The organism is Paenibacillus sp. LPE1-1-1.1 (assembly GCF_040676435.1).
GTDB lineage: Bacteria > Bacillota > Bacilli > Paenibacillales > Paenibacillaceae > Pristimantibacillus.
The window spans coordinates 1,137,036-1,157,459 of sequence record NZ_JBEGHY010000012.1 but is presented as its reverse complement, the minus strand read 5'-3'; the positions used below and the strand labels follow the sequence as shown (position 1 = coordinate 1,157,459).

12 protein-coding genes and 1 pseudogene are annotated in these 20,424 nt (G+C 51.7%); 5 read left to right on the top strand and 8 right to left on the bottom strand.

The window, feature by feature from the left end; genetic code table 11:
* Positions 1 to 44: 44 nt before the first annotated feature.
* The 3 genes from MRBLPE1_RS15660 to MRBLPE1_RS15650 are packed head-to-tail and all read right to left on the bottom strand — an operon-like array spanning position 45 to position 4,025.
* Entirely contained in the window at positions 45 to 1,037 is a 993-nt protein-coding gene (locus tag MRBLPE1_RS15660) for an aldose 1-epimerase (RefSeq protein ID WP_364146729.1), read from the bottom strand.
* 10 nt (positions 1,038 to 1,047) lie between these two features.
* Positions 1,048 to 2,685, bottom strand: a complete 1,638-nt coding sequence (locus MRBLPE1_RS15655; protein ID WP_364146727.1) for a hypothetical protein — start codon at positions 2,683 to 2,685, stop codon at positions 1,048 to 1,050.
* Between the two features lie 35 nt (positions 2,686 to 2,720).
* Positions 2,721 to 4,025, bottom strand: a complete 1,305-nt coding sequence (locus MRBLPE1_RS15650; protein WP_364146726.1) for an alpha-L-fucosidase — start codon at positions 4,023 to 4,025, stop codon at positions 2,721 to 2,723.
* Between the two features lie 161 nt (positions 4,026 to 4,186).
* Between MRBLPE1_RS15650 and MRBLPE1_RS15645 the strand changes: the two genes are divergently transcribed.
* Both MRBLPE1_RS15645 and MRBLPE1_RS33240 read left to right on the top strand, forming a co-directional pair.
* Positions 4,187 to 5,086, top strand: a complete 900-nt coding sequence (locus MRBLPE1_RS15645; RefSeq protein ID WP_364146724.1) for an AraC family transcriptional regulator — start codon at positions 4,187 to 4,189, stop codon at positions 5,084 to 5,086.
* 467 nt (positions 5,087 to 5,553) lie between these two features.
* A pseudogene (locus MRBLPE1_RS33240) lies at positions 5,554 to 5,622 on the top strand (transposase); the annotation flags it as partial.
* 265 nt (positions 5,623 to 5,887) lie between these two features.
* On the opposite strand, the gene MRBLPE1_RS15640 reads toward MRBLPE1_RS33240, so the two are convergent.
* The 4 genes from MRBLPE1_RS15640 to MRBLPE1_RS15625 all read right to left on the bottom strand — a co-directional run bounded on the left by MRBLPE1_RS15640 (position 5,888) and on the right by MRBLPE1_RS15625 (position 11,636).
* A complete protein-coding gene (locus MRBLPE1_RS15640) occupies positions 5,888 to 7,951 on the bottom strand; it encodes an alpha-galactosidase (protein ID WP_364146721.1) in 2,064 nt (687 codons plus the stop codon).
* A gap of 71 nt (positions 7,952 to 8,022) precedes the next feature.
* The gene (locus tag MRBLPE1_RS15635) at positions 8,023 to 9,636 is read right to left on the bottom strand and encodes an ABC transporter substrate-binding protein (protein ID WP_364146719.1); all 1,614 of its coding nucleotides are present in this window, start codon (positions 9,634 to 9,636) and stop codon (positions 8,023 to 8,025) included.
* A 99-nt stretch (positions 9,637 to 9,735) separates the two neighbouring features.
* The gene (locus MRBLPE1_RS15630; protein ID WP_364146717.1) at positions 9,736 to 10,623 is read right to left on the bottom strand and encodes a carbohydrate ABC transporter permease; all 888 of its coding nucleotides are present in this window, start codon (positions 10,621 to 10,623) and stop codon (positions 9,736 to 9,738) included.
* Positions 10,624 to 10,646: 23 nt separating this feature from the next.
* On the bottom strand, positions 10,647 to 11,636 hold the full coding sequence (locus tag MRBLPE1_RS15625; protein WP_364146715.1) for an ABC transporter permease: 990 nt from the start codon (positions 11,634 to 11,636) through the stop codon (positions 10,647 to 10,649).
* Between the two features lie 191 nt (positions 11,637 to 11,827).
* On the opposite strand from MRBLPE1_RS15625, the gene MRBLPE1_RS15620 reads away from it, so the two are divergent.
* Together MRBLPE1_RS15620 and MRBLPE1_RS15615 are read left to right on the top strand one after the other, a co-directional pair.
* Entirely contained in the window at positions 11,828 to 13,411 is a 1,584-nt protein-coding gene (locus tag MRBLPE1_RS15620) for a response regulator (protein ID WP_364146712.1), read from the top strand.
* Positions 13,412 to 13,426: 15 nt separating this feature from the next.
* Positions 13,427 to 15,190, top strand: coding sequence for a sensor histidine kinase (locus MRBLPE1_RS15615; RefSeq protein WP_364146711.1), 1,764 nt, complete (start codon positions 13,427 to 13,429; stop codon positions 15,188 to 15,190).
* A gap of 100 nt (positions 15,191 to 15,290) precedes the next feature.
* Here the strand turns inward: MRBLPE1_RS15615 and MRBLPE1_RS15610 are convergent, their stop codons facing one another.
* Positions 15,291 to 18,314, bottom strand: a complete 3,024-nt coding sequence (locus tag MRBLPE1_RS15610; RefSeq protein WP_364146710.1) for a carbohydrate-binding protein — start codon at positions 18,312 to 18,314, stop codon at positions 15,291 to 15,293.
* A gap of 187 nt (positions 18,315 to 18,501) precedes the next feature.
* Here MRBLPE1_RS15610 and MRBLPE1_RS15605 point away from each other — a divergent pair, with 187 nt between their 5' ends.
* The gene (locus MRBLPE1_RS15605; protein ID WP_364146709.1) at positions 18,502 to 20,346 is read left to right on the top strand and encodes an extracellular solute-binding protein; all 1,845 of its coding nucleotides are present in this window, start codon (positions 18,502 to 18,504) and stop codon (positions 20,344 to 20,346) included.
* Positions 20,347 to 20,424: the final 78 nt, after the last annotated feature.

Below are 20,424 nucleotides of genomic sequence, written 5' to 3'. Positions count from 1 at the left end.
CTGCGCGGGCCATTTGATCTTCCAATCGCATGGAAACCCTATTCTTAAACCAAGGCTTCCACCGCTAGGCTGGTTGCAAAACGGATTTCTTCCCCTGCCCCGATTCCCCGGGCTCCCGTCAGCTCGTGGCCGTAGGGCAGATTGAACGCGTCGGTGACGCTCGTATACGGCTCTAGCGAATAGGCCTCGGCCCAATCGGGACGGAATAAAACGAGAAACGGGAATTTGCGGTCGAAGCGGTAGGTGATCGCATACCCGCTGTCCTTCATTTCAATTCGGCATGTATGGTCCGCTTCCTCGTCTTCCAGTGCCAGCAGCGAGCAGCCGAGCCGCGGATAATCCGTCATGCTGGCACCTTCCTTCAACGCTTGACTGAATGGCGTAACTGCCGGCGTTCCCATAACGAACGCCTCATTCGTTACCGGCCACTCCGAGGCAGCCGGAACCTTCAAAGCAAGCTGCTCCCCGCTCTTAAAAGGAATAGAAAAGTAAGGATGGAGCCCAAACGCGAAAGGCGCCTCGTCCTCCCCGTCGTTCCGGATTTTCGTGTCCATCATCAGCCGTCCTTCGAATAGGCGGTAGGTGACGGTAAACGAAAGCGGATGCGGGAAATATTCCAGCATCTCCGGATGCAAGCCGTAATGAAAACGGCTGGTAACCGTAGCACCGCCATGATCGCTTGCTCCCTGTTCGATTACCTCCCAGCTTCTGGAGGAAATCTCGCCATGCAGATGATTGCCTGGAGGTTCATTCAAAGGCAGATTGTACTGGCGTCCGCGAAACGAAAACCGGCCTTGCTTCACACGGTTGGGCGGAAATAAAATAGGCGTGCCGTATTTGAAAGCCTCGAACGGTTCATTCTTTAAAGATCGAAGACTGGCCGGCGGCATAATAACCGGATGCCCCTTGCTTTCGAAGCGGTAAAGATTGTTTCCTGCAGCCGGCAGCAATTCCGCCGTCGCCTTGCAGGCCGCATCGGTCAATACGATGACCTTAAGTCCTTCCCTGATTTCGCATGTCGCGGCATACCGGCTCATGTCGTACGGTTCACCCCTTTCTTATTTCAAAATCAAGCTTAAAGCCGTGCGTGTCCGCCTTATACATCCGTACCTCCGTGCCGCCGAAGCGCTGCATCCAGCAATCGGGACTGCCGAGGAACGGCTGAACCGCTTCCTTTACGAGGTCATCCGTTAAAAAGCTGTCGGTCACGAGCCAATTTCCTTCACCGGCGCGGCCGCTTCCGGGCCAATGATCCGATGATAGCCACCGTCCGATAACAACCGTTGCTCCCGACTCCGCCCGGCGGCGAACCGCCTTCAAAGACTCTTCCGATATCCGGTCGCCGGCAACCAGGATCAGCTTCGGACAGCCAAGCTGATGTTCTTGTACCGTATCGTCAAATACAAGCACATTGTTGACCGGATAATGAAGCGGATGCACCCGCTCCTCCAAGGGAAACGGCCAGCCTTCCTTCAGCGGAAAGCGATCCTTCGGAACCTCATCTTTCAACCGGTGCCGGGGAAACGAATAGCCGGGAATATGCATGCAGCTTCCGTGGGCGGGAATGGTACCGTGACTGAGAAGATGCCACACATGGAACACGCTTTGCGTCGAAGCCGGAGCGGTCAGCCCGCGATTGCCGAATAACCTTTCGTTCTGCCCATAGTTGCTGTCATCCGAATGGATGACAACGATATCGGGCTCGGCTTGGCCATGCGTCCAAGACAAGGGATGCTCCGGAACGAAGCCGCGCACGAACTCATCCCATACGTCCCCGAATTCCGTCTTGCGGAACCGTTCATTCTCGTACTGCAGCAAAACGTCGATATTTTCCGTAAACAGATGGGTCGGGCCCATATAATAGCCCATTCGCAGAGCCGAAGCGTATTCCTCCGGCGAATGGCCTGGAAATCCGGAGGTGCGGGTGAACCATGGCCCGGCATCCGGTCCCCATAGGTCCGCGCAAATCCACATTGCCCGGCCATATTGCTTCGCCGCGCCAAGAGCCGTGGAAAGCTGCAGCGATTGAAACGACTCTTTCATAATTTTCGGGCAAACGGCCATTCCGCCGCGGGCTTTCGTATGGAACAAGGTCGGAAACACGAATTCGGATACGAGCGGCACCCGGTCCGGGTCCAGTCCGGCTCCCGCCAGGACGCCGCGTACGCGATTCACTCTCGCCGCAACCGCCTCGGTTACCCATTCCCGTGATTGCGCAAGCGACTTGCCTTCCGTTCCTCCCCAATGCGGCAGGAACTCATCCTTGCGGTATTGCGACGCATTAATTTGCAAATGCTCGGGTTCATCGTAGAGCAGTCCGATTAGCTTGCCGCTTCGAGCCGCTTCAAGCATCGCATCATCCGGCACGTCGTAACGGTTCGTTCCTTCTACGAAAGGGCCGTTAATATTGCCGTACTCGTTTCCTAAGCACACCTCCATGCCGTGTCCCGCCATATCGCGTATCATTTCCGATTGGCCGGCCAGGCTGGGGAACATATGGTGCACATAAAACTCCGCGCCTAGCTCCTTCATCGCCTCGACGAACCGGCCGGGGGGCGGCGTATCATCCTGGGAAGGATACACGCTGCCCGTGCCCGTGCGCATGATATCATCTGACGCCTGCCCCGCCCAAGAGTCCTGCCAGGCGATAACCGGTCCCTGCAATCCCAGCTTCGGTTTACTCATCGTCTCATCTCCATGTACGTTCCGTCGTTTCCGGCTTAGTTTTTCAAGAAAAGCTCAATGACGGGAACGGTTACGTTCGGCTTCTTGACCGGCAGCTGCAGCGTCAAAATATCGCGCGACCGGCCTTCGTTGAACGCTCCCGCTTCCATCGTCATCTCCTCTTCGCCCTGCACCATTCTTATTTCCGAGGCATCGTTCAGCAGCTGTGCGTATTCCACCCTGCCGGAGAAACCGCGCAGATGAATATGCTTGAAAGGCCAGCTGTAAATATGCAGATAGAGGCGATTGCTCTCCGGATTGTACGTAAATCGGCAGTCTTCGGGACATTGGAACTCCTCCGGCGCTGCGGTGCATCCATAAATCGACTTGTTGTGGGGCTTCATCCATTCGCCGATGCCTTTCAGCCGGTCGATCGCCCGTTCGTCGAATTCGCCGCGTCCGGTCGGCCCGACGTTAAGCAGCAGGTTACCGCCCTTGCTTACCGTATCAATCAACATTTTCACAAGGGTGTCTACGCTCTTCCACGTTTCCTCGTCACGGTAATACCCCCATGAGCCGCTGAAAGTATGGCATGCTTCCCAGACTACGCGCTTGCCGTTCATTTGAATCCACTCACGCGGTTGATACTGCTCCGGCGTAGTAATATCCCCCTTCACCTGCAGACGGTCGTTCAGCAGAATGTGCGGCTGCAGCTCACGGATGAGCTTCACCAGCTTCTCGCTTTGCCACTCTTCCTTGCCTTTGCCCGGGAAGCCCTGCTCCGGCGGGATCGAGAAATCAAAAAACATCATATCGATCTTGCCGAACTCCGTCAGCAGCTCCCTCGTTTGCCCATGCAAATAATCGACATACTGCTGCCACTCGCGGTTCCGTTGGTCTTCGAGAAACGCCTCGTTGTAACGGAGCGGATGCTTGACGTCGAGCGTATAATGCCGGTGATGCCAGTCCAATAAGGAGTAATACAGTCCCGGTCTGATGCCTTTTGAACGGAAGGCTTCCACCATCGGCGTCAGCAGATCCCGTCCTGCCGGCGTGTTCGTCGCTTTATAATCGGTCAGCTTGGAATCCCATAAACAGAATCCCTCATGATGCTTGGCGGTGATGACAAAATATTTCATGCCGGCATCGGCCGCAAGGGAAGCCCATAGCTCGGGATCGTACATATCCGGGTCGAAATGTTTGAAATATTTGTTGTACTGCTCATTTGTCATAAATTCCCGGCCTTTCATCCACTCATGCCTGGCTCCCAACGAATATAAGCCCCAATGAATGAACATGCCGAATCTATCATGCGTATACCAGCTTGAATCTCCTGTTGTCGACTCTACGTCGAACGCCATGCAATAACCCCCTACAGACCTTGGATTTCGCCTTCCTTACTTTAGTTAACGCTTTCATTCCAGCGGCTGATTGTCTATAATTATAGGTGCTTCAACTATAGAGTTCTCTATCTGATATTGCTGTAAAGTTAAGGAATCTTGCTTTTCGGAGGGACTGCGTCATGACAAATCCTCATCAAATCAAACAAGACGTGCCTCACCAAGAGCCCGGCTTTCCGCTGGACGTTTTCCATATCATTCCGACGGGCAAGGAGATCCTGCACTTGCACTGGCATGACGATTGGGAAATCATATATTTTATCCGCGGAAACGCAATTTTCTATATTGGCTCCGAGACGGTCAGACCGGAACCGGGCGATTTTATGTTCGTAAACAAAGGGCTGATCCATACGGGGTTTTCTGAATCTGACGATCCTGTGGAGTATTACGCGGTGGTCTTTCATTCCTCCTTGGCCGGAAGCTCGATGGCCGACGCCTATCACATGCAGATCACGAATCCTTATATAACCGGAAAGAGTTTTTTTCCCATGCACCTGCCAGTTAAGGATGCGCATTATCCATTCATCGCCGGCATCGTCAAGCAGCTGATCGCTGAATACGAGCAGCAGCACCAAGGCTACCGGCTCGCAATCCGCTCCATGCTTCATCTGCTGCTGGTTCATTTATCCCGTCATCACCAGCTGCAAGGCCCATCCGTCTCCGCAGTTCCGATTGACACAGAAATGACCGAGAAGTTCAAAGAGCTTATCGCCTTTGTCGAGCAGCATTATCCGGAGAAGCTGACCGTGCAGCAAGCGGCCGGCATCGTCAATTTGAGCGAATACCACTTTTGCAGAACCTTTAAGAGAATGACGGGCAAAACCTTCGTGGAATACGTCAATCTGCTCCGGATTAATGCTGCCGAGCAATTATTGATCCATTCTTCCGATCCGGTCACGGAAATCGCGTTTAACGTCGGCTTCGGCAGCGTTAACTATTTCAGCCAAATGTTCAGGCAGTACAAGAGGTTTTCTCCTTCGCAGTGCCGGAAGCAGAACGTAAAGGGACAGGGGCTGTCGTAGTGGGGGGAACGGGAAAAGAGGCTGTCTCAAAAGGTCTGAAGACCCGAGAGACAGCCCTTTTTTCATGTAAACAAATGGTTTCTTGGTGATCTGGAGTTGTTGCCGGGCGGCATACGGAAGGCGTCGATTTAAGTTTGAGCATGCGGCGATTGCTGTAGCAACGCGGACGATTTCTATCGGTTGCAATGGGGCTCTCGGCTAAATGTTTTTTGAAAATTTTTGGACGTACGGTCTTGCAGGAGCTAAGTGTAATAAAAGTTCGGTCAGAGTTCTACGTTGTAGTTTCTGCAATGTATGGACAAAAAACGAGTTGGATCGAGGTGTACAATGCAGTTTCTGCAATGGGAGTGCCTATTTTTGAGCGATTAGGAACGTGTGGCGTCTATTCTGCTGTAGTAAATGCATTGTAGCTAAAATAAAGAAGCGTATTCCGTAATTCTGCTGTAGAAACTGCAGTGTACCGGAGCGGCTTGCCAAAAGTAAGCCTAGAGGTCGGGTGGCTATCGCTTGCCCATAATCAACTTAAGCAAGCAGCCATAGACCAGAACAGAAAAATAGCGCTACGGGAATTGCCCACTGTAGCGCTATTTTTTCATGTTATCCAACATTTCTGTTCAAAGCGAGCTTTCTCTACAGCGAGCTTATTACTTTTGGTACAGTCCCTTCACGTTCCTGCATTTTTGTATTTTTTATCAAAAAGGGTTTTGTTTCACCAGTCTGTTGCTAGACTGTCCCATGAACGCGGGTATTATCATGCGGTTACCATCTAGCAAACCGGCTTGAATAGGAACAGGGACATAATCAACGCGTTGGTTTGAACAGCAGAAGCTTGGACTCGGCTGGCGCCAGTTCCATGCGGTGTTCCATGCTCTCTCCCTCGATGCGCTGCTCTTGTCCGCTCCACAAATCCCGCACTACTATCCCCTTAGAGGAATCGATGCCGAGTCTTGCAAATGAAACGAGCTTTACGCTTTCCTTCTCTTCGTCAAAGTTAAAGACGGCAACATAGATGCCTTCTTCTCCTCTCAGCGTAAACAGGTCCTCGCCTTTGCTCCCGCTCTTTCCCTCCACCGGCTTAAAGGTTTCGCCGCGCCGCGCAAGCGCCATGACCTCGCGGTTCGTCATCCATTCCTTTGCCCGCCGAGCAGCCTCCAAGACGCGGTAATCATCGCCGAGCAGCAGCGACGTGCCGGCAATCACGGCGCTGTTCAACCGGCTTCTCCCTTCATGCTCGCTGGTTGAGCGCTGATTGTCGCTTCTGTACAGCACGACATGATCGGGATCGTTAAAACGATATAGGCTGTCATTGATCCACCAGCCGTAAGTAAGCGCGTTTAGCATGTATTCGGTATCATTAATCGTCCCGAAGGCGTCGCAGGAAACGCGGCGGCTGTGCGCGTAGCCATGAGGGAATAACGGCGCAATCGATAAATTGATCAAAAACGGCCGGCCGACCCGCTCCGGCGAAAGCGTATCGCGAATAAGCGCCATTCCGATATTGTAGGCTTGGATCCCCGTGCGCACGCTCTCCAGATGGAATCGGCCTTCCATCGCCCCATGCGTCAGGAAATCCAGCTTCACGTAGTCAAAGCCGAGCTCGACAAAGCTGTCCAGGCTGCGCTTGATCCGCTCCTGCGCTTCGGGATGCGTCGGATCAATCGGGAAGGCTCCGTCCAGCTTCGGCAGCGGCCGACCAGCCTGATCCTTAATCAGGATCTCCCGGTAAAGCACCCTGCCGTCCGTTCCTTCGACCGGCGTCTCCGGGTCGCTTCCCCAGAAAGCGAACGGCGTATAATAGATGCCCGGCTTTTGGCCATTTTCCTTCACCCGGCGGACGGCGTCCTTAAGCTGCTCCTCAGGCAAGCTGTTCCAAAAAGCATCAAAATTGACATACAAGCTGTCGTTGTCGTCCGCAAAGCCGTTTTGCTGCAATGCCTTGGCAAAAAAATCCGAAGTGTGCGTATAGACGTCGTAGTCCAGCTTGCTCATGACGGCAGACCAGCTGTTCCACCCCATCGGAATGCCGCCTTCCCATGGCAGGGCAGGGGACAATACCGCGTTAGCTCTTCCGTACGCTTCAAGCCCGTTTCGATAGTCGGCGAACGCTCCAACGAATATTGTCGGGGATGTGATGCTTCTGCCCCGAATTGCGCCGTGCGCAACCGTATCCCTGGTCTGCATATCCGCCGCACCGCCATATATACGCAGTCTGCCGACCGCTTCCGCGAACGTGCCTTCCACGACTACGCCCGTTTTCCAGCGGTCATGCGTAACCGATCCGAGCACAAAGCCGTTTCTGCCGGCGGGGCGGTAAATCGCCGTTGCTTCGTAGCTGTGCACGCTGCAAGGAATCGCATGCGAGGCATAGCGGACCCATTTATCATTGTCAAACGGGATAAACAGCGCTCTGATCTCCTCGCTTGGATCCGTGCCATCCGCAAACGATAACACGCTGCCGTCATTCAAGTAAGCAGCCAGCGGTGTCAGCTCGTTCGTCTCCCAGTCGAATTCGCTTTCCGCCTCCAGCTCGGTCAATACATAAGGGAGCTGCTCATACATGCGGAAATGCTGCCTAAGCACGGGCTTCCCGAGCTCCTCGTGCACAAATGTCCAACGGATGCCGCTGCCAAAGCCGTCCGTGATCTGCTGCGCCTCCGCTTCCTTTACGTAATGCTTGCCGTAATACGTGGAACGCAATTTCTCCAGGCCATAGCGTGCTTCTGCATAAAGCCCAATCAACGCTTCGCCGCTGCTCCATCGCAGCGTTACACTGCCGTCCGCCACATTTGCCCTTGCCTGCATAATGCCGTTATCAACGACAAATTCGCCGTTATCCAGCTCCAGCTTGAATGCTCCCATGATCATTCTTTATCAGCTCCTGTATTAGAATGAAAGAAGGCCGGCTGCGCCGGCCCTCCTACACGCTCTGCTTGCCGTTATTTCCAAAGCTCTACGCGGTTTTTGTAATTGCTCGTGTAAATCGCTTCAACTTTCTCGTCGCCGGCCGCTTTCATGTCGCTCAGCATTTTATCGAAAATGCTGTTTGCTTCCTCAGCCGTTTTGGCCATGATCGCTTTCGTCAAAGCCTGCTTCACAATATCGTTCACCTTCTGCTCGTTAAGGGCTTCAGGCGTGCCTCCCTGCGGTCCTAGGCCGTCATACAGCACCGAATCATAGACAGAGTCAGCCAGGTTTTTGATCGCCATTTGATCGACTGCCCCGCGTTCATAACGTCCCGGCAAATCGTAAGGCGTTCCGTCTGAGCCTTTGCCGTTCTTAATGAACCAAGTCCATTTGCGGATACCCGTTTCTTTCGTGTAGGCGTTCCAATCATCCTTGAAGCCTTGAAGCACTTCCGGCCTTGGCGTATGCTTGCCGTCCTTCATATCCCAGTGCTGCCCCTCGATGCCCCACATGAGCAAATATTGGCCTTCTTCGCTCGCCAGGAAGTTCATGAACTCCATCGTGCGCTCCGGATTTTTATTTTTCTTCGTAATGGTGATCGCATCCCAGCCAAGCGAGCTGCGGCCGCCGTAAGTCGTTTTAGCCGGATCTACGCCGTCGGCAACAACCTTATACGGGAACATCTGCGATTCCTCGCCGCGATCCTTCAGCAGGATCGTATTCGCGCCGCCCGCTTCCCAATATGCGCCCGTCGTTGCAAGCACGGTTCCCGTTGCCAGCTTTTGTTCCCAAACCTGCTTTTTGTTAATGGCCCACTCTTTGTCCAGCAAGCCCGAACGGTACAAATCATTCATGTAAAGGATCATATCCCGGTATTTCGGATCTTTTACGTCAAACTGCAAGCTGCCGTTGTTCTCGTAGAATGGCATCATGCCGAACATGCCTTTGAAGGTGCCGAGCGAGCCGCCGAAGTTTTCTCCGTCCATCGACAAGGCAATCGTTTCTTTCCCGTCCATGTTCGGATATTTCGCTTTGAAATCCTGAAGCAGCTGTTTGAACTCCGATGCGGTGAACGGCACGCCGCCCTCCGCTTTATCCGGCGCCAGCTCCTTCATGATATCCTTGCGGATGTTGAAGCCGAACACCGGCTCGCTCTCAAAGCCGTACCAGTTGGAGAGGTAATAGTTTTTGCCGTCTTTATAGCGGGTCTTGTTCAGCACGTCGCCATACATCTCGGAAACATCAGGACCATGGGATTCAATCAAATCGTTTAACGGAATGATGGCGCCCGATTCGATATATTTATTGACCAAATCGCTGCCGCGCTCGAATAAAATAATATCGGGCAGATCATCGCTCGCCAGCATCAGATTAAGCTTCTCTGCCGGATTTCCGGTAGGCTGCTGAATTTCAACGGTAATTCCCGTCCGTTTCGTAATCTCCGCAGCAACCGCGTTACTGAACTTATCCCCTGTATTTTTATCAAAAAAAGTGAGCGTGAGCGGTTCCACGGAACCGTTCTCGGAGCCATTATCATTCACTGCGGCATTGCCGCCGTTTTTCGAATTGTTCGAGCCGCAGGCTGATAATACAGAACCGACGACCATAACGGCTAGAAACAGAACGAGCCATCTTTGAATACGCATTGTAGAAGTCCCCCTTATATGTGATCTTATTATAGTACATTTCCACCCAAAAGCATTGGCCTTACAGGCCTCATCACCTCCAGCAAGAATATCGCGGCTTTAGCTTTTTACAGCGCCCAGCGTCATGCCCTTAACGAAATACTTTTGCAGAAACGGGTAGACCATCAAAATCGGCAGCGTGGCCACCATGGTAGCTGCCATCCTAATCGTGTCCGGCGAAACCGCAAGCCGCTTGGAGGCATCGGCCATCTGCTGCGCGTCACCGACCATCGAGCTGGTTTGATATTGGTTTAATATTTTGACCAGCACGGCCTGCAGCGTTTTGAGATCCGAATTGTAAGTAAACACGTAGGAGTCAAACCAGGCATTCCAGTGCATGATCGCCGTGAACATCCCGATCGTGGCGAGCACGGGCGTCGTCAGCGGCAAAATAATTTTAAAGAAAATTTGCAGGTAGTTCGCGCCGTCTATCTTCGCCGACTCGTCGAGCTCCTGCGGCAGCTGCTGCATGAAGGTGCGTACGATGATCATGTAGAACACGTTCATCATGCTCGGCAGAATGAATACCATGAAGCTGTCGATGAGATGCAGGCTCTTGAGCACCATGTAATAAGGAATGAGACCGCCGCCGAAATACATCGTGAATACGAAGTAGAGCGACCAGAACCTTCCTCCGACAAGCTCGCGTTTGCTCAGTGAATAAGCGACCATGCTGATGACGACGACCGCGAGCGGCGTGCCGATGATCGTCCGCTGCACCGTTACCTTGATGGCGAGCCAAATCTCGCTGTCGGATAAAATCTGCTTATAGCTGGCCAAGCTGAAATCCCTCGGCCACAAATACAAGTTCCCGCGCAGCGTATCCTCGGCGCTGTTAAACGAAATAATAAATATGTTCCAGAAAGGATAAAACGTTACGATAAATACCCCGATGATGAATAAGTAAACCATGGACATAAACAGAAAATCATTTTTGAATTTTGCCATGCTGCGTTCCCCTTTCGTCGATCCTAGAACAATGACTGTTCATTCATTTTTTTGGCCATCGTGTTGACGCTGACGACAAGGATGAAAGCGACGACCGATTTGAACAATCCGACGGCTGCCCCGTAAGAGAACATCCCGTTCTGCAGGCCGTATTTGTACGTGTACGTATCGATAACCTCCGAATATTGAAGCACGGTATTATTTTGCAGCAAGTACTGCTGATCGAAGCCCGCGTTCAAGATGCCGCCTACCGCCAGAATGGCCAAAATAATAATTGTCGGCTTAATCGACGGCAGCGTGATGTGCAACATTTGCTTTAAGCGGCTTGCCCCGTCCACCTTCGCCACCTCGTAAAGTTCGGGATTGATCGCCGAAATCGCGGCCAAATACATTATCGCGTTAAAGCCCATGTCCTTCCACGTGTTCGAGAACGCGATGATCCACCAGAACAAAGGACCCTTCTGCATAAATTGAATCGGCTCCTCGATGAATCCAAGCCCCGTCAATAGGTTGTTGAGCACGCCTCCGGAAGAGAGCACCGTAATGATGATGTTTGCCGCAATCACCCATGAAATAAAATGAGGCATGTAGGAAACCGTCTGGAACGTCCGCTTGAACCATCCATTGCGGAGCTCATTAATCATAAGCGCCAAAATGATCGGCATCGGAAAACCGAACAACAGCGACAAGAAGCTTTGAGCCAGCGTATTTCGCATCACCCTATAGAAATCGCCGTTCGTGAAAAAGTAATTAAACCAGTCCAGCCCAACAAACTCCGTCGTGAAAAACTGTCCGAAAAACGAGCCGCCGCCCGGCGAATAATTAATGAAGGCCATATATAGGCCAAACATTGGCACATAGGAGAATAAGAGCGTTACAACCAAAGCCGGAAGCATGAGCAAATACAATAACCGCTGCTCCTTCAGCCTTTCCCATACCGTAGAGCTCCCTGGATTGCGCTTGTGTTTTGGTGACACGGATTTACTTGGTTCCGCTTTCAATATCGATTCCATGTTATAGCCTCCTGCCAGTCTTTCGCTGCTTTGTGACTTCATTATAGGTCGGCTGACCGGCCCATTCTATACAAGCATTTAACGATTCGTATCCCAAATCGACACAGTTCAAAGTGCTCCATTGTTGAAAAACGTTATAGCGGATAAACTAGTAAAACATCCCGTTGCAAGGTAGAAAGGTGGGGACTTTCATGTATAGCATTTTGATAGTGGACGACGAAGCGATTGAATTGGAAACGATTGAGCATTATGTCCCGTGGGATAAAATCGGGATTTCGGTCGCGGGTACGGCCCGCAACGGCAAAGAAGCGCTCGGTAAGCTTGCAGAGCTAAAGCCGGACATCATCCTTACGGATGTCCGCATGCCGATCATGGACGGGCTTGAGTTCGGAAGAAGAGCGAAGCAAATCGACAAAAACGTAAAAATCATATATTTGAGTGGACATAACGAGTTTCAATATATAAAGGCCGCGCTCAACATTGAAGCGGCCGGTTATTTATTGAAGCCGATCGATATGGAGGAGCTTCTGGCCTTGCTCGAAAAGGTCAAGAAAAAATGCGAAGAGGAGCAGCTCGCGGATCAAAGCGGAGATTGGATGCGGGAGAAGCTGCTGATGCGTATCCTGCGCGAGCCTAACGCGGAGAAACGCAAGGAATGGGCAAATCAATGGAAGCTTAGCGCAGCTGATTTTGCGGAAAATAAGCCGTTTGCTGCCGCTTACGCAACGTTCGATCCTGCCCCGGTCTATCCCGGCACCGCCCCGTATCCCGCTGACAGTGCATCGACCGACAGAATCGAGCTATTTCGAACGGCTGCAAGGCAAAGGCTGGATACGTTTATTATGGTTGAAGACGAGCCTCATGCCTTATTCATACTCTTTCAATGGCAGGACGAGCGGCAGCAGGCGCAATCGACAACGGCCTTTTGGGAGCGGCTCCGAACGGATTTGGCTTCGGACGCATCCTCCGGCTCGCAGGTTACGATAGGCTTGTCAGATCCGCATACGGGTTTTCAAGAGATATGGAATGCGTGCGCGGAAGCGAGGGCCTGCAATGAGGAGAAGTTTTACGAGCAAAGCGGCGCCGTTCTCTCTCCGCAAGACCTGAAGCCGACCAAACAAACGGATGATGAGAGCGAGCAAATCGCGGCAAAGCTTTCCTCCGCCATCCAATCGGGGGATTCGGAGCAGATCGGCATGCACATTGCGTCTTTCTTCGGGGCGATCCGCGGAGAACGGATTGATCGGAACTTTGCGATCCGAGCAATACTCCGGCTGTTAACCGCTTTAGAACAGCATTTCTCCATGCTGCTGGCGGGCTCGCTCAGAGAGTGGCTGCTTGTCGATCATTGGAAGGAAATTTCGTCCATGGGCTCGGCCGCGCATATGCAGGCTTATGTCATGCATTTCTGTAATGAGATGAGGAAAGCGGCAAACGATCGTGATATCGACCGCAATCAAGCGATAGCCGAGCAAATCGTGAAGCTCATTGGAGAACGGTATCATTTGCCGTTAACGGTCGAAGAAATCGCGAAGGAGATCTATCTGTCCCCTAACTATATCCGGACGATTTTCAAGGAAAAGATGGGCGAGACGATTCTCGATTATTTAACGAAATTCCGCATGAACAAGGCGGCTGAGCTGCTGAAGGATAAAGCGCTTAAGGTTCGCGAGGTGGCGCATAGCGTGGGTTATGAGAATGTCTCTTATTTCTGCTCCATCTTCCATAAGCATAGAGGCAGTACCCCGAATGAATATCGAAAAATGTATTTATAGGCTGGAGTGAGAAGCATGAAAAGGCTAGCAGGCTGGATGACCAAGCCTTTTACGAATTTACGGCTGAGAGAAAAGCTGTTTCTGATGTTTTTGCTCGGCGCTATTCTCCCGCTGCTGTTTTTTGTCTTATACTCTTATCAAACCATAAAGAGCGAGCTCTCTAACCAAATGTATACGAGCTCTGTCGCATCTGTCGCTCAAATCAATTCCAATTTGGAAAATAAGCTGGATACGTACACGAAGCTTTCGGCGACGATGTATTTGAACAATACGCTGCGCGCTTACCTGACAAACAACTATACGCAGGATCCTTCCCTGTTCGTGGACGCGTATCAGTACATCAATAATACGTTTTCCAACATGCTGACTACGAACCCCGATATAAATTCTTTGTCCATATACATTAACAACGATTCGCTGCCCGCCGACGGCATCTATATTAAACGAATCGACGATGCCTTTCGAAGATCGGCGATCTATCGCTCGCTGCTCGATACTTACGGCAATGTCCGGTTCGTATCCACGCCGCCCGCCGTGGACCAGCCGCCCATGTTTACGTTGACGCGCATGCTGAACATAAGCAATCTGGACAACGCATACGGGATTTTAACCATTAACATTTTGGAATCGGACATCTTTCGGCTCATGGAGAAAGAGACGGCGGAGAAAACCGTCTTAATCGTTAACGATCAGGGCTTCATTATTTCCGCAAAAGACAAAAGCATGTTAAACCGCCCGCTTAAGAAATTCGTGCCGGATACTTTTCCCGACAAGCTGCAAGGCCGATTCGACAGCACCTATAACGGGGAGAAAATGCTGGTGGTCTACAATACGACCAAATTCGGCTGGAAGAGCGTTGCGCTCATTCCCTACAACAGCTTTCTGGCAAAAGCCAATCAAACCGCAAAACGGATTTTCATCCTGGCTTTGATCAGCTTCGGCATCATGGCATTGCTCATTTATATTACGGCGAGGCTGTTCACCAAACGGGTCGAGTATCTCGTCGGCATCATCCGCCGCATTGAGAGGGAAGAATTCGAGCTGATCGACATCCGGCCGCTCGGCCGGGACGAGATCGGACAGCTCGGCAATGTGCTGCGGAAAATGTCCCAGCGGCTCAGCAATTTGATTTCCGATGTGTACAAGAAGGAAATCGACAAGAAGGAAGCGGAGATGAATGTGCTGCAAGCGCAAATCAATCCGCATTTTCTATATAACACGCTTGCTTCTATTTCTTCCCTTGCGATTCGCAATTCGGATCAGCGGATGAATAAAATGGTCACCGATCTCGCTAAGTTTTACCGCATCTCCCTAAACAAAGGCAAAAACCAAATCTCGATTCACGAGGAAATGCAGCTCACCCGATACTATGTAGCCATCCAACAAATCCGGTTCGCTGATCTGATCCGCGTGCATTATCAAATTGACGAATCCGTGTTGCCCTGCCCGATCGTCAAGCTGACGCTTCAGCCTTTCGTGGAAAATGCGATGAATCACGCCATCTGGGATGACAAGCTCGGAATTAATATCATGATTAAAGCCTGCCGCGAAGGACCGGACATCGTGTTCAAAATTATCGATGACGGAATGGGCATGCGCATGCAGGAAGGAAGAACCAGCGATCAAGAGCTGCCGTCCCGAGGCGACGCTTTATCGGGCTACGGTATCCGCAACGTGGATAATCGAATCAAGCTGTTATACGGAGACTCGTACGGCGTATCGATTTTCAGCAGGCTCGGCATCGGAACCACCGTTACGATCCGTATTCCCGGACGATGATTGCCGGACCCGGTCCGCCAAAAAAAATCCCTCGAGCATTTTGCTGCCCGAGGGATTTTTTTTTTGCGTTTATTGATCGAAGTCTTCGACGATTACCGTTTTATTTTACCGTAATTTTGTACAGCTTCGACTGCGCGCCGAGCAAATCTACCTTCAGCGATCCGACAGCCTCGCTCGATTCGTTCGTCCAGAGATCAGTCACTTTCGCATTAGAAGACGATGGTATGCCTGCCCTTGCGAAATCAACGGTCTTTGTTACTGCCTCATTCGTGAAATTAAATACGGCGAGGTAATAATCCTTTCCGTCCTTCATGACGAACGTATCCGCGGCTGCCGTGCCCGTATTGCCCTCGACCGCTCTAAAGGCCTTGCCGTTCAGCGCAACCTCATTCACCTGCTTGTTCGTCAGAAGCTTCTTCATCAGCTCCTGCGCTGCAGGATCATTGACATCATCGGAATTTAGATATACCGTACCGGAAATAACGGCGGAATTAACCCGCGTCTGCGAGGCAGCATAGGAACCGCCCTTTGCCAGCGTCATATAGTCGGGATCGGTATACGGATAGATCGTTCCGTTCTGCCACCAGCCGTAGGTAAGGTTATTCAATTGGTATTCGGTTCTGCCCAGCGTGCCGTCAATATCGCAGGATATGCGTCTGGCGTGTGCATATTGGCTCGGAAATAACGGGGCAATCGATGCGCTGATGAACATTTTGCCGTCCAGCACCTTATTGATATGGGCCATCCCTTGATTGTAAGCCTGAATTCCCGTCTGAGCCTTTGGATCATAATGCTTGCCTTCAAAGGAGCCGTGGCTTAGAAAATCAATCTTGATATATTCAAAGCCGTAATCCAGAAAACGCTTGAAGTAATATTCGATTCTTTGCTTGGAGCCGGGATGCGTCGGGTCGACAGCGTAAGCGCCGTCCACCTTCGGCAAAGGATTGCCGCTTGCATCCCTCAAAATAATATCGCCATACTTATACTTCCCGTTCGTCCCCTCGACTGGCTGCTCCATGTTGTCGCCCCAATAGACGAACGGCCCATAATAAATGCCGGCCTTCTGTCCGTTATCGTTTATGACTTTGACTGCTTGCTTCAGCTGCTGCTCCGACAGATTGTCCCAATAGGAGTCCATATTAATATAGACATTTCCTTTGTTAGCAAAGGAAGACTTCTGCAGGTTTTTCTTAAAGAAATCGGACACAGCCACAACCTTGTCATAGCTTAAATGGCTTTCATAGGCGCCCCAGCTGTTCCAGCCTACAGGGACTCCCTTCGGAACGCCATGCTTGAATGCCAGCGGCGGAGCAACCGCAGCGTTCGCTTGGCCGAAGCTCTCTAGGCCATCGCGGTAATCCGTATAATAACCCACGAGAATTTGCGGCGATGTTAAGGTCTCACCCGTGATTTGGCCATGCGGAAGCGTATCATGGGTCGAGGCAGTCGAAGTAAATCCGCCGTATACCTTCAGCTTGTTCACGCGGTCGTTCGAACCGCTCCAATACACGCCTGTTTTCCACTGATCATGGGTCACCGAACCGATCACGAGGCCGCTGCGGCTCGTATTGTCATAGATGGCCGTCAGCTCCGAGCTGATGTAGTTGTTCGTGTTTAAGCTTGTATTGACCGTTCGCGATTGATACCTCGACCACGCATCGTTGTCAAAGGGAACGACCAGCACGCGGTTGTCTGAATAGCTGCCAATATCAATGCCGCCTGCGGCATTTAAGACAACCGGCGACATTTCGTTCGTGCTTAGCTCCTGCTCGCCCTTAACCTGCTGGCTAACGAGGAAATACGGCAAGCGCTCGTAAATTTGGTAAATCTGCGTCATCGTCGGTAGGCCGGTTTGGCGGTTTTCGATCGTTACCCGAATGCCTTTGCCATGGCCATCTTTTATTTTCTCGATTTTGTTCATGGCAAACCGGTGCTCGGCATAGCTCTTGCTGTCCAGCTGCTTATCGAGCAAAATACTGCTGTATAAGCCCTTGGCGATGGTCTTGCCGTTCCAATCGTATGCCGAAAGGCCCGACTCCGTATTATACGTTACTTTATAAATGCCATTTGACAAGGTTACGCCAGTCTCATGCTCTTCCACCTGGATGGACCCAAACTTCCCGGAATCGACCTCTGCGCCGATTTGGGTGATGCCATCGATATCGCCAGGCTCTTCGCCGGGAGAATCGGAAGCGATGATTTCAATGCTGTCGATATCCGGAGACCAACCCCCGTTATCGTCAAACAAAATCGTATTGCTGCCTTCCTGCAGTTGTACCTCGAGACTGAATGTGCCGACGGTATCCCAGCTTGCCGTCTGCGGCGGCGAATAAGTTTCCTTTTCGCTGCCATTTACGCTGATCGCAATGGGCCGGGGATCGCCGGAAATATAGCTCAGCTTCAAGGTATAGATACCGGCAGAAGGTACGGTTACCTCATTGAATAGAAGCGTTGAGCCTCCCCAGATATCGCCTATTTTTTTGCCGCCGGAGCATTCCGTCTCCGCTTTGCAGGAGCGTACGGCAGCATTGCCTGTTAGCGTATTGACAGCCGCTTCTGCTTCATAGACTTGTCCGCTGCCAGCGGGCGGCTCGTTCGGGTCGGTGCCTGTACCGGCCCAGCGCAGCTCGATTTGGTCAATGTCCGGCGAGTAGCTGCCTTCGTCATCGAACGCAATGGTGTTTGCGCCTTGCTTCAGCTCAAGCTGAAGCTCATAGGCGCCCCGCGTATTCCAATCCGCGGTTTTTGGCGGATCGTAGCGGTCGCCTGCGCCGCCGTTTACGCTAACGGCAAAGGATCTTGGATCGCCCGATATGTAGTGCACAGTCATCGTGTAAACACCGGCATCCGCTACGTTGACATCGTTGAACTGCAGCGCCGATCCTCCCCATAAGCTTCCGACCAACTGATTACCCGAGCAGCCAACGGCTGCCTCGCAAGCCTTCACCTCTGCCTTGCCGCTTAGCAAATTGACTGCCGCCTCGGCCTCAAAGGCATAGACGGTCTCGTTCGTATCCGTCGCCTGCGCTTCCGCAATGGCCATTGGGGCAAAGTAAGCGGTTTGAACGAGCAGAAGCATCGCAATGATCAATCCCATGCCTCTGCCGTATTTCATTCTGTTCATTATTTATTCCTCCTCGATCCTTTTTTTGAAGCGCTTTCTTTTCTAAGTTTAATCCGGGGAAGTCCTGCCATACTAGCCAAGAATGTTACGATTCATACTCGAAACCGACAGACTTTAAAGAGCCTGAAACCTTTCCCGTTTCCACACGTCTATTAGTACATACTAATTATGGAAAAGAGGATATCTCATGAGTCGAAACAGGTTTCGCAAGACAACCAAAACCGTCATGTCCGCGGCGCTTGCCGCAGCTTTATTAACCGCCATTCCATACCCTGCGGCAGCCGAAAGCATTCCGACTGGTTCTTCCAAATTAAACGACCAAATACATAGCCCTGACGGAACAGCCGTTAACGTCTATTTTCAAGACCTGCCAGTCGCTATGTCCCTGCCGCCGCGATTGATTAAAGGAACCGTCATGGTACCGGGCAAAAGCTTACTGGAGGGGCTTGGTTACAAAATAGAGTGGCAGGCCAAGGAGCGGAAGCTGGTAGCTGTCCAAGAGAACAAACCGACGTTTGTTTTCCAAGAAAATCTCGCTCAAGCGGAAGTTAGCGGAACATGGTTGAAAGGGCTTCCCGTCGCCCCTTTTATTGACAAGCAGACATTTTGGATACCGCTTCGTCTCGTTGCTGCAGCTAGCGGACTGCGCGTGGAGTGGAACGCCCAGCAGCGATATGCTCGTGTCAGCGATCCTCTGGCATTGCCAAGGCTTAGCGTAATGACGAAAATAGATAACGGCGTCATTGAGCAGACTGACAGGCTTTTCAATGATTTAAAGCAAGCGACGAAAATGAACGTCGATTTTGTGCAAGTCGGCCCGGAACATTATCGCCAGAAAATGATGGTCATGATTGCCGCTGGGGAGCCGACCTCGCTAATGCTGCTGGACGACCCTTACATATTTCAAAACGAGCTGATTGCGAGCTTTTCCAATGATTTGACGTCTCAGCTCGAAGCTTTCCCACGACTCAAGGCGCTGGCTCAGAGCGGGCCTGGCAGCCGGGTCGTTGACGATAAAATATTAGGCGTGCCGCGGCCGGGCGATCCGCATAATGCCGCATTCCCCGCGATCCGCAAAGATTGGCTGGATAAGCTTGGTTTAGCCCAGCCGCAAACGATGGAAGAGCTGTTTCTTACGCTGAAAAAATTCACCGAGCTTGACCCGGATGGCAACGGAAAGCATGATACTGTAGGACTTACCGGTTATTTAGACGGAACGGGTCTTGGCACACTATCATGGATCGAGCATGCTTATACGGGCAGTCCGGACCGCTTCTCGGTTAAAGGCGGAATCGTTGTTGACCATGCGGTTAGCGACGAAGAGACGCTGGCGCTGCAATGGCTTGTCCGCGCGTATAAGGAAGGTTTGATCGACAAAGAGTTTCCGGTCATGTCTGGAGAACAATCTAACGAGCGGCTGCGCGGCAGCATAGCGGGGCTGGCCTCGATGACGATTAGCCAAGCAGCTGGTCTTACCGGTGAAAATGCCGTTTGGCTGCCGCTTAGAAGCTTACGAGCCTCTTCAGCCAGTTCCCCGATCGCGCCATGGGCGACGCAGGGCAACGGGACGTACATTGTATCCAAGACTTCGAAGCTGGAGATTAAGCGGATTTTGGCTTGGCTGGACTATGGACTTGAGAAAACCGAAAATGGCGGGTGGGAAGCGGTCGAGGGCTGGCAGCAGTCAGATCAAGAAGCGGTAAACAGCTTGTTCGGACAAACCGATATGCTCAAAAACAACGGCAGGATTGAACATCTCTCGGATAACATTCGGGACGAGTATAAAGCAGCCGTCACGGAATGGAGAAAAATCTCCTACGCCGCAACCACCCTGCCTGAGGCCGGCAGCCTGTGGAATTCAGGCAAATATGCCGAGCTTAATAATAAAATGGAACAGTTTAAGCTCAAGGTCATTATGGGCGCGGCATCTGTCGAGGATTGGAAGGCATTCGTAAAAGAATATACGGCTTCAACGGAATATAAAGCCATGCTCGCGGATTTGAATAAGCTGGCTGCTCAGCGAACGAATTAGAGGAATCTTTTGGGGGTGTAGAATAAACAAGAACAGCTGAGCAAAACGTTTGTTTTGCCCAGCTGTTTTCATTAGATA